General features: G+C 74.3%; 7 protein-coding genes. All 7 read right to left on the minus strand.

Annotated features, from left to right (window positions below):
* Positions 1-184: 184 nt before the first annotated feature.
* A complete protein-coding gene (locus GV155_RS20215; RefSeq protein WP_160012105.1) occupies positions 185-1360 on the minus strand; it encodes a cellulase family glycosylhydrolase in 1176 nt (391 codons plus the stop codon).
* Positions 1353-2522, minus strand: a complete 1170-nt coding sequence (locus GV155_RS20220; protein WP_160012107.1) for a glycosyltransferase — start codon at positions 2520-2522, stop codon at positions 1353-1355. Before GV155_RS20220 ends, GV155_RS20215 begins: the two co-directional genes overlap by 8 nt.
* Positions 2519-3670 carry a glycosyltransferase family 4 protein gene (locus GV155_RS20225; protein WP_160012109.1) on the minus strand — a complete coding sequence of 384 codons (1152 nt, stop codon included), beginning with the start codon at positions 3668-3670 and terminating at the stop codon, positions 2519-2521. Before GV155_RS20225 ends, GV155_RS20220 begins: the two co-directional genes overlap by 4 nt.
* Complete coding sequence (locus GV155_RS20230) at positions 3667-4398, minus strand: hypothetical protein (RefSeq protein ID WP_160012111.1); 732 nt, start codon at positions 4396-4398, stop codon at positions 3667-3669. Before GV155_RS20230 ends, GV155_RS20225 begins: the two co-directional genes overlap by 4 nt.
* Positions 4388-7690, minus strand: a complete 3303-nt coding sequence (locus tag GV155_RS20235) for a hypothetical protein (protein WP_160012113.1) — start codon at positions 7688-7690, stop codon at positions 4388-4390. Before GV155_RS20235 ends, GV155_RS20230 begins: the two co-directional genes overlap by 11 nt.
* Positions 7691-7743: 53 nt before the next feature.
* Positions 7744-8109, minus strand: a complete 366-nt coding sequence (locus GV155_RS20240; RefSeq protein WP_160012115.1) for a phosphomannose isomerase type II C-terminal cupin domain — start codon at positions 8107-8109, stop codon at positions 7744-7746.
* A partial coding sequence (locus tag GV155_RS20245; protein WP_236554544.1) for a glycosyltransferase family 4 protein occupies positions 8106-9383 on the minus strand: 1278 nt, incomplete at its 5' end. The genes GV155_RS20245 and GV155_RS20240, both read right to left, overlap by 4 nt.

Raw genomic sequence — 9383 nt, forward strand, 5'->3', positions numbered from 1 at the left:
GGGGAGGCGAGGGGGGAGCTCACCGGGACAGCCGATCACGCAGGGCCGCCCGACATCGGCGAACCGGGAAGGTCGCCCGACGACCCGCCGACGTGTCTAGCGGCCGCGCCGTTCGGTCCCGCCGCGGCCGTTGCTGTGCGACGCTGGTGGGCGGGGTCCCGGCGGGCCGTTCAGGACGGGCCGTTCAGGACGGGCCGGTCGCCCAGGTCCCGCCCGCGTCCTCCAGCACTGCGAAGAGCGGGTCGTCGGAGCCGAGGACGACGCCGTAGCCGTCGGTGTCGCTGCGGTTCAGCTGCCAGACCAGGTAGCCGGACGCACCCGCCTCGAACGCCGCGGCGATCTTGGCGCCGAGGAGCTGGGCCCTCCGGGCGCGGTCGTCGCTGCTGTCGGCGGTGATCCCCGCCTCGCCGACGACGAGGGGCTTGCCGAGCTGGCGCGCCAGCACGAACGAGCAGGCGACCTGCGCGTCGGGGGCCTGGCACTGCTCGGGGTCGGGGAGCCCTCCCCCCGGCGCCGCCCCGGGCATGGCCGCCTCGTCGTCGCCGTAGAAGCCCCAGTCGTGGACCTCGGTCAGGTCCATGCCGGCCAGCCCGTAGACGTCGACGAAGTCGGCACCGCTCGTGCCGGGGGCACCGTTGGACTGCGTGCCCAGCGTGACGAGGTGTCGGGGGTCGGCCTCGTGCGCCACGGCGGAGACGTCCCGGGCGAAGTCGACGAGCACGGTGCGGTCCTCCTCGTCGCGCCGGTCGGTCTCGGCCTCGTTGACCAACGACCACGCCACGATGGTCGGGTCGTCGCGGTAGTGCTCCGTGATCTGCCCGACGTAGTCGCGGTAGGAGAGGAGGGCCTCGCCGAGGGGCTCGCGGTAGCCCGCCGAGTACCAGTCGCCCTGGCCCGTCTCGGCGAGCGGGACCCCGGGCTCACCGGTCGAGCAGTCCCCGGGGCCGTCCTCCAGCACCGGCATCACCCGCAGGTCGTGCTCCCGGGCCGCGGCCAGCACCCGGTCGACACCGCTGTAGTCGGTCCCGCCCGCGGTGTAGGTCTGGAAGGCCCAGAACCGGACGACGGTCCCCCCGGCGTCACGGACCTGGCGCATGGCGTCGTCCAGCCCCGCGTCGTCCAACCGGGTCGAGGGGGAGCAGGAGTAGATGTCGGAGGCCGCGGCGTCGTACAGGTTGAAGCCGACGAAGCGGAAGGTCGACCCGTCGACCTGGAGGGTGGCACCGTCCCGGGTCACGAACTCGTCGGCCGTGTCCGAGCCCGCGGTCGACACGAACGCCACGGCGCCGACCAGCAGGGCGACGACGGCCACGACCAGGGCCCGGGACCTCCGGCGCGAGGCGACCCCGGCCTCAGCCACGGCGGTCGGCCAGGAGACGTTCGTACACCTCGTCCACCCGGTCGGCGGCGCCCTGGGCGCCGTAGCGGGCGTCCAGGGACGCCGGCAGCGGCCAGCGCTGCTGCCCGGTGGCGGCCAGCCGCGCGGCGACGGCGTCGCCGAGGTGACGGGCGTCCGCGTCGCGGTCGCCCGAGGCCGGCACGTGCACGCACTGCGCCAACGGCTCGGGCAGGTCCTCGAGCGCCGGGCAGCTGACGTAGACCACGGGGAGCCCGCTGGCGACCGCCTCGACGACCGCCATGCCGAAGGACTCGTCGGCGGAGGCACTGACGAGCACGTCCATCGCGCTGAGCACGGCGCCCATCCGGTCGCGCGAACCGAGCCACCGCACCTGCTCCGCGACCCCGAGCTCGACGGCCACGGCCTGCAGGTCGTCCTGGAGCGGCCCCGCGCCGGCGACGACGAGGACGGCGCCCGCCCGCAGCTGCGGCGCGGTGGCACGGAGAACGACGTCCATGCGCTTCACCGGCTCGAGCCGTCCCACGGCCCCGATGACGTGGGTCCCGGGGGAGAGGGCGAGCTCGTCGCGCACCGCGCGGCGGTCGGCCGGGTCGAAGGCGAGCGCCTCGAGGTCGACGCCGAGGTCGGCGACCGAGATCCGGTCGCGCCGCACGCCCCACCGCTGGAGGCGCTGCGCGGTGACGTCGGAGACCGCGATGGTGTGAGTCGTCATGCGCTCCAGGAGGCGGTAGAGCAGGCGCAGCCACCAGGTGTGGGGCCGCCCCTCGATGGTGTCCTCCATGAGGGAGTGCTCGGTCGACACCAGGAGCGGTGTCCGGGCGAGACGGGCAGCGGGGATGCCCAGCAGTTGGCCCGAGAGCAGGTGGACGTGCACGACGTCCGGCCGGGTGCGTCGCAGCTGACGGGCCAGGGTGAGGGGGACGAGCGCCTTGCGCCACCCGGCCGCCCGCAGCTCTTGGACCTCGCGCCCCTGGGCCCGCATGCCCTCGGCGATCCCGCCGGACCCGTAGAGCGCGACCACCCGGCTGCGGTGGCGCGAGTGGGAGGTCAGCATCTCCAGCTGCCGCTCGGCGCCGCCGGCGGTCAGGGTGGCGATGACGTGGACGACGTCCAGGTGGGGCCGGGCGGGTGCCGTCGGGGGCGTGCCGGGGTCCGGGGTCATCGGGACCCGCGCCGGGCGAGCACCTGGCGGTAGACCCGGGCGACACCGTCGGCGGTGGTCTCCCACGTGGGCAGGTCCAGGGGCCGCGGACGGTGCGGCCCGGGGCGGCGCGCGGTCTCCTCCAGTGCCGCGGTCAGGGCGTCGGCGACGGTGGCCGTGGAGGCGTCGACCGGGACGCCGGTGACCAGGCCGTCCTCGACCAGGTCGCCGGTGCCCGCGACGTCGAACCCGACCACGGGCAGTCCCAGCGTGACGGCCTCCATGATCCCCACGGGGTGCGCCTCGTAGGTCGAGAACGCGGCCATCACGCTGGCGGTGCCGAGCTCGTGGGCCATCGCCGCGCGGTCGGTGGGCGGGAGGTGGCGGATCTCGACGGCGTCGGCGACGCCCAGGCGCGAGGCGAGGGCGCGGAGCTCCCCCTCGTACTCACCATCGCCGAGGATCAGCAGGTCGGCCTCGGGGATCCGGCGACGGACCAGGGGCAGCGCCTCGATGGCACGGTGGTGGCCCTTGTAGTGCTCGAGCCGACCGCTGGACACGATCCGGCCGGGCCGCGGGTTCGCGTCGAGCGCGAGCGGCGGCAGGGCGCCGCCGTTCGGGACGACGGTGAAACCTGCGGGGTCGATACCGGTGGCCTCGGAGAAGTGGGACCGCTCGAAGCGGCTGACCGCGACCAGGTGGTCGGCGCCGCGGAGCAGCGGGGTCAGCACCCGCCACTGCGCACCGCGCGCGCGGCGGCGTGCCGCCGAGGAGTGGCCGCCGCTGTGGAAGGTCAGGACGTACGGGGTCCGCGTGGCCCGGGCGGCCGCCATCGCCAGCGGGGGCACGAACGTGTGCACGCCCTGGACGTGCACCAGGTCCCAGTCGCCGCGCGCGACCTCCGCGGCGAGCCCGGGGGAGAGGTAGTAGTCCTTCTCGGCCGGCCACGAGCGGCGGCGCAGGACGGCGTAACCGTCCCGCTCCTCGGCGCGGGCCAGGCGGCCGCTCCGGTCGGTGGTCAGGACGGTGACGTCGAACTCCCCGGCGGCGGCGAGCCGCGAGGCGACCTCGGCGACGTGGGTCTCGATGCCGCCCATCTCGGGGAAGAAGCGCTGGACGACCATGAGGACGCGCGGACGCGCGGTGCTGTGCTCGGGCAACGGGATCACCTGTCCAGGATCAGGGTGCGGAGGGGGTCGGTCTGGTCGGCGTACGACACGGTGACGACCTGTCGGCCGGTGGTGGGGAGCGAGACCGTGGTGGTGACCGTGTCGTCCTCGCCCACGCTGAACAGCGGGTAGCTGACCTCGTTGCCGTCGGCGGACGTGCGCACCTCGAGCGGGCCGATGGGATCGGTGGAGCTGACCACCACCTCCACCGACGTGCCGGAGACCTCGCCGAGGGACATCTCGACCGGCGCCGCGGTGGACGCCGTGAGCGACGACCCCGTCATCTGGACGGACACGACCACGACGGCCGCGGCCACGCCGAGCCACGGGACCAGGGCCCCGGCCCGGTGCGTGCCGGGTCGGCCGGTCGCGTCCGCGGGCCCGGACCCCGGGCCCCCGCCGTCCGCCGCCCGGGCGGGCACGACGGCGGCGAGGGCCAGCGCGGACACGCTGAGGACGGCGAGCGCGACCACCCAGGTCGTCGGGCTCAGCCCGAGGGCGGTGGAGCCCAGCAGCATCCCCGTGAGCACCAGGGCCACCAGGGTGCCGCCGACACCGACCAGCACGCGGTCGGTGGTCCCGGCGCCGCGCAGTCGCGTGAGGCGGTCGGCGGCCAGGGCCAGGCCGACCAGGGCCAGGCCACCGGTCAGCGGCTGGGGGGCGTCCGCAACGAGGGCGATCAGGGCGGCGGCCGGCAGGGCCGCGCGCCAGAGGAGGTCAGTTCGCATCGAGTGCTCCCAGGTCGTAGATGACGATCGAGCCGTTGTCGTAGATGGCGTCGACGCCGGGCACGGAGGAGAACTTCCTCAGCGCGGCGGCGGGGACCGGTTCCGTACGCCCGTCCTCGCCGAACTCCCCGGACTCGATGTAGACGTCCTGGTTGGGCAGCCCGTTGGCGTTGCGGCGGTCGGCGACGAGGTACCGGATGCCCGACTCCTGGACCAGGGCGACGTCCTCGGGGCCGAACTCCGGGTCCAGCAGGAGCCGGGAGGCGTCGATGCGGGTGCTCACGTGGCGGACGACGTACTGGTCCCCGTACGCCGCAGCGAGGAGGCCGCCGACGCGGTCGCCGTAGACCACGCTGTCGTCGGGCAGGTTCTCGGCCATCCAGTCGGCGGCCGACAGGTTGTCGGCGTCGATGGTGCGCGCGTCGTCCGAGACCCGGAAGGGGCCGGGGAGCTGGTTGGTGATGCTGCCGGACCCCAGCACGATGCTCCCGACGAAGACGACGCTGGCCCCGAGGCCGAGCACCCAGGCGCGGCTCAGGCGCATGGGCCGCTGCCACATCCACCAGGCCACGACGAACCCGACGCCGAAGAAGACGAAGCCGGCGGACCGGTCCCCGACCTCGGCGGTGGCGACGGTGAGGTGGCTGGCCGGGATCACCGGGAAGACCAGGGCGATGGCCAGCAGCAGCACCACGATCGCGTTGCGGGCCGGGAGGAGCACGCGGGCGCGCCAGACCGAGACCAGGAGCACCACGAGCGTGATGACCAGCGACGCGAGGATGGCGTAGCGCTCCCAGGGGGCGCTCTGCACGCCGGCGGAGTTCTGGAAGAGCTTGCGTGACTCGCCGCCGCCGGCGACCTGGGTGACGGCGCCGATCGAGCTGTTCGCGATCTCGCCGAGGTAGCCCAGCAGCGGGTTGCCCGGGTTGAGCAGGGTGACGCCGAACCCGACCACGCCGGCCGCCACCATGACCAGCAGCGCCCCGACCGACGAGGGCCGTCCGCGCCGCAGGACCAGCTCGACGAGCGCCCAGACCACGAACGCCCCGATCAGCAGGAGCGGGGTCAGGTGGTGGGAGGCGATCACGGCCCACAGGGCCAGGACCGCGGGGACGAGCGCGAACCGGGAGCCGCGTCGCCGGCTCAGCACCAGGTACACCACGAAGGCCGCGAGCGGCAGGGCGAGCGACTGGTAGTTGAAGGTGGCGTTGAAGACCAGCATCTGCGGGTTGCAGGCGTAGACGACGACGGCGGCGGCGCCGATGCGCGCCGACCGGGTCACCCAGCCGACGACCAGGAGCACCGACAGGGCCAGCACGACGCGGACCACGAGCAGGACCACGATGCCGCTCACGTGGTTGCCGAGCCCGGTGAGGTCGTGGACGGCGTCGGCGAGGACCTGCAGGCCCGGGTAGAAGGACGTGACGGGCAGCAACGGGTTGTCGTTGTAGAGCGTGCCGCTCTGCTCGATCTGGCGCAGCCCGTTCAGGTGGATCAGCTCGTTGTGCTGCACGAACCGCACCGGGTCGACGACCCACCGGGTCAGCTGCAGCAGCACCATCATCGCGACGGCGAGGATCACCCGGGTGGCCGTGCTGACGCGCGGCAGGAGGACGCCGACGGCCGCGGGGGCGAAGATCACCACCAGCCCGGCGACGTAGAGGCCCTGGTCGAGCGCGGTGCTGCCGCTGCCGGAGTCGCGGGACCGCGTGACGGCCAGCGCGATCGGGAGGAGACCGAGCGTCATCAGCACCAGGGCGGGGCCGGCGCCGACCAGGTCCGCGGCGCGGCGTGCGCGGCCGCGCGGCGCGGCGTCCGACGACGTGTGCTCGTCCTCGGCGCCGCTGCCGTCCGCGAGGTGCGGGGGGAGCGTGTCGTCATGGCGGAGTGGCACAGGGTCCTCGTGGATCGGTGTGGTGTGGTCGTGGGGGATCCCGTGCGGGGCCGTGTCCGGGGCCGTGTCGGGGGCCGTCGGCGGGGCCGTCGGCGGGGCGTGGCGCTGCCGGGCCGCGGACAGCAGGGGCCACGACAGGACGAGGGCCTGGACGACCAGGGCGCCGAGCCACCAGGCGCACAGCCCGACCACGCCACCGAGGGCCATGCCGATGGCGGCGGCCGCCAGCTCGAAGGCGGCCATCACCACGAGGACCGCGGTGGCCTCGGTGGTGCGGCCCTGCACCCGGCGGAGGGCGACGAAGTGGTCCTTGACGACGATGGGGAGGCCGGCCAGGGCGAGCAGGCGGAGGACCTCGACGCCCTGGGCGGAGTACTCCGCGCCGAAGAGGGAGAGCACGAAGCCGGCGAGCGGGAACAGCACGAGGTTGGCCGCGACGCTGATGGCGAGGCTGAGCGGCAGCGTGAGCCGCATCCGGTCGACGATGTCGCGCTCGCTGCCCCGGGCCGAGGCGAAGAGGGCCACGGCGATCGCGAAGGGCAGCGCGAAGATCACGCCGGTCACCTGCAGGGCGGTGGAGAAGACGCCGTTGCTCTGGGCCGAGACGCCGATCAGGACCAGCAGCGGCAGCAGCTGCAGCGGTGCCTGCAGGGCGGTGTTCAGGGAGTGGTGGGAGAGGGCCTGGCCGCCGAGGCCGCGCAGGGTCGTGCGGTCCAGCAGCGTGCCGGGGTCGGCCAGGGCGCGTCCGCCGCGGGTGCGCCAGGCGACCAGCGGCAGGGTGACCAGGGTGCCGAGGGTCCAGGCCAGGAAGATCGCCATGCCGCCGGTCTCACCGAGCAGGACGAGCCCGATCAGGGCCACCACCTTCGCGGCGCTGGCCAGGGTGTTGCGCTCGAGCTGCAGGTTGCCGTTGCCGATCACGAGCACGGCCTGGTCGACCACGATGGAGACCGCCATCAGGGCGCAGCCCACCGCGAAGAGGGTGGCGGTGCCCGGGGTGCCGGTGATCGAGCGGAGGTCCGCGACGCCGAACAGGATGATCGCGGCGAGCGGGACGACGGCGCCGAGCACGAGACCACCGGCGGCGGCCACCGCCAGGGCGGTACGCACGAGCACCCGTCGCCGGCCCTGGTCGGTGAGCGGCAGGCGTGCGATCAGCAGCGTGCCGAGACCGCAGGTGCCGAGGGTGCCGAGCAGCAGCATGGTCGAGACCGCGGCGCCGGCGACCCCGACGGACGCGATCGGGAACTGGCGCGCGGCGATCAGCCAGAACACCATGCCGAGCGCGCTGGTCACCGCGTAGGTGCCGACGAGCGACGCGCTGAGGGCCGCGACCTTGCGCAGCCCGGACCGCTGGTCGTCCGCAGCATCGGTCCGGGGGGTCAGTGTCTCGGTCATGGGGCTCCTCTCAGGGCGTGGTGGCGTGGTGGCGTGGTTGGGGGGTGCGGGGGTCAGCGTCGGTAGTCGTCCTGCAGACGCTCGATGTCGTCCTCGTCGAAGTGGCCGAAGGCCACCTCGAGGATGCGGGCGCGCTCGTCGCCCGAGTTGCCCATCCGGTGCGTGGCACCGGCGGGCACCCAGACGAGCTCGGCGTGCTGGGCGGTCCAGCTGTTCCCGTCGACCTCGATGTCCATCGGACCGTCGAGGACCTGCCAGAGCTCGCTGCGGTGCTCGTGGCGCTGCAGGGAGAGGCGGCTGTGCGGCTCGACGGTGATGATCTTGACCGTCGAGGTCTGGTTCAGGCTGAACTGCTCGAACGCGCCCCAGGGGCGCTCGGAGGTCAGCGTGGCGGGCTGGCGGTGCTCGGTCTGGGTCATGGTCGGGCTCCTCGGGTGGTGGCGAATGACGGGACGGACGGCCGCCGGGGCGGCCGCGGGATCGTGGGTGGTGACGGGGTGGTGCTGCTCGGGGTCGTGCGGGGGCGCGCCTCCTGGTCGGCCAGGCGCTCGAGCGTGGGCGCCATGCGCTCCACGACGTGCGCCCAGGTGAAGCGGTCCTCCACGCGCTGCCTGCCTCGCCGGCCCATGGCCGTGGCCGTGGCGCGGTCGAGGAGGAGACGCTCGAGGGCCGCCGCCAGGTCGTCGACGGTCGACGGGCCGCGCGGCACGGTGAGCGCGGTGACGCCGTCCTCGACGATCTCCGGGACCCCGCAGGTGGGCGTGACGACGCACGGCAGGCCGTGTGCCATCGCCTCGAGAAGGACGCCGGGGAACGGGTCGTACAGGGACGGCAGGCAGAACACGTCCGCCTCGGCGTACAGCGCGGACATCGCGCCCCGGCCCTCGACGCGGCCGAGGTGCTCGACCCCGTCCTGGGCGGGCGCGTGGCTCGGGGTGCCGACGACGCGCAGGCGGGCCTCCGGGACCCGGCGGCGGAGCCGGGCGAAGGCCTCCAGCAGCTGGGCACCGCCCTTGCGCTCGAAGTCGTTGCCGACGAAGAGGACGGTGGGCGGGCCGGTGCGGGGGCGGCCGAGGACCGGGAGCTGCTGGAAGTTCACGCCGGCGCCGACCACGCTCACCCGCTCCTCGGGCACGCCGTACTGCTCGACGAGGGAGTCGGCGGTCTCCTGGGAGAAGGCGAAGACGTGGGCGGCCTGCTGGTACTGGTGCAGCTCGCGGGCCAGCCAGCGGTCCAGGGCGCGTCCTCGCAGCGGGTTCCACTGGGGCCACTGCTCCATGGACTGCCGGTGGGTGCAGTCGACGTACATCACCGTGCGGGGGTCGGAGGTCGCGAAGAGGGCGTGGGTCTGGAAGACGACGTCGACACTCTCGCCGGCGATCCCGGCCCGGGCCCGGCGGCTGCGTAGGGTGACGCCCAGGTTGCTCTTGAAGAACCGCTCCGCCCACCGCCCCCGGTCGGGTCGGAAGGTGGTGGCCGCGACCAGCAGCCGCTCCGGCTGGGAGAGCTCGGTGTCGAGCTGGGCGACGACGTCGAAACGGTCCCGCATGGCCGACGACAGGGCCCCCACCAGGGGGTCGCCGCGGTCGGCGAGGAGGACGCGGGGGCGGACCGAGGACGGTGCGGGCGTCCCCGGAGGTCCGGCGCTGGGTGTCATGCGCGTGTGCTCCTCGGGGGTCGTCGGGGGGTGGTC

The organism is Nocardioides sp. AX2bis, assembly GCF_902506435.1.
In the GTDB taxonomy this organism is placed as follows: domain Bacteria; phylum Actinomycetota; class Actinomycetes; order Propionibacteriales; family Nocardioidaceae; genus Nocardioides.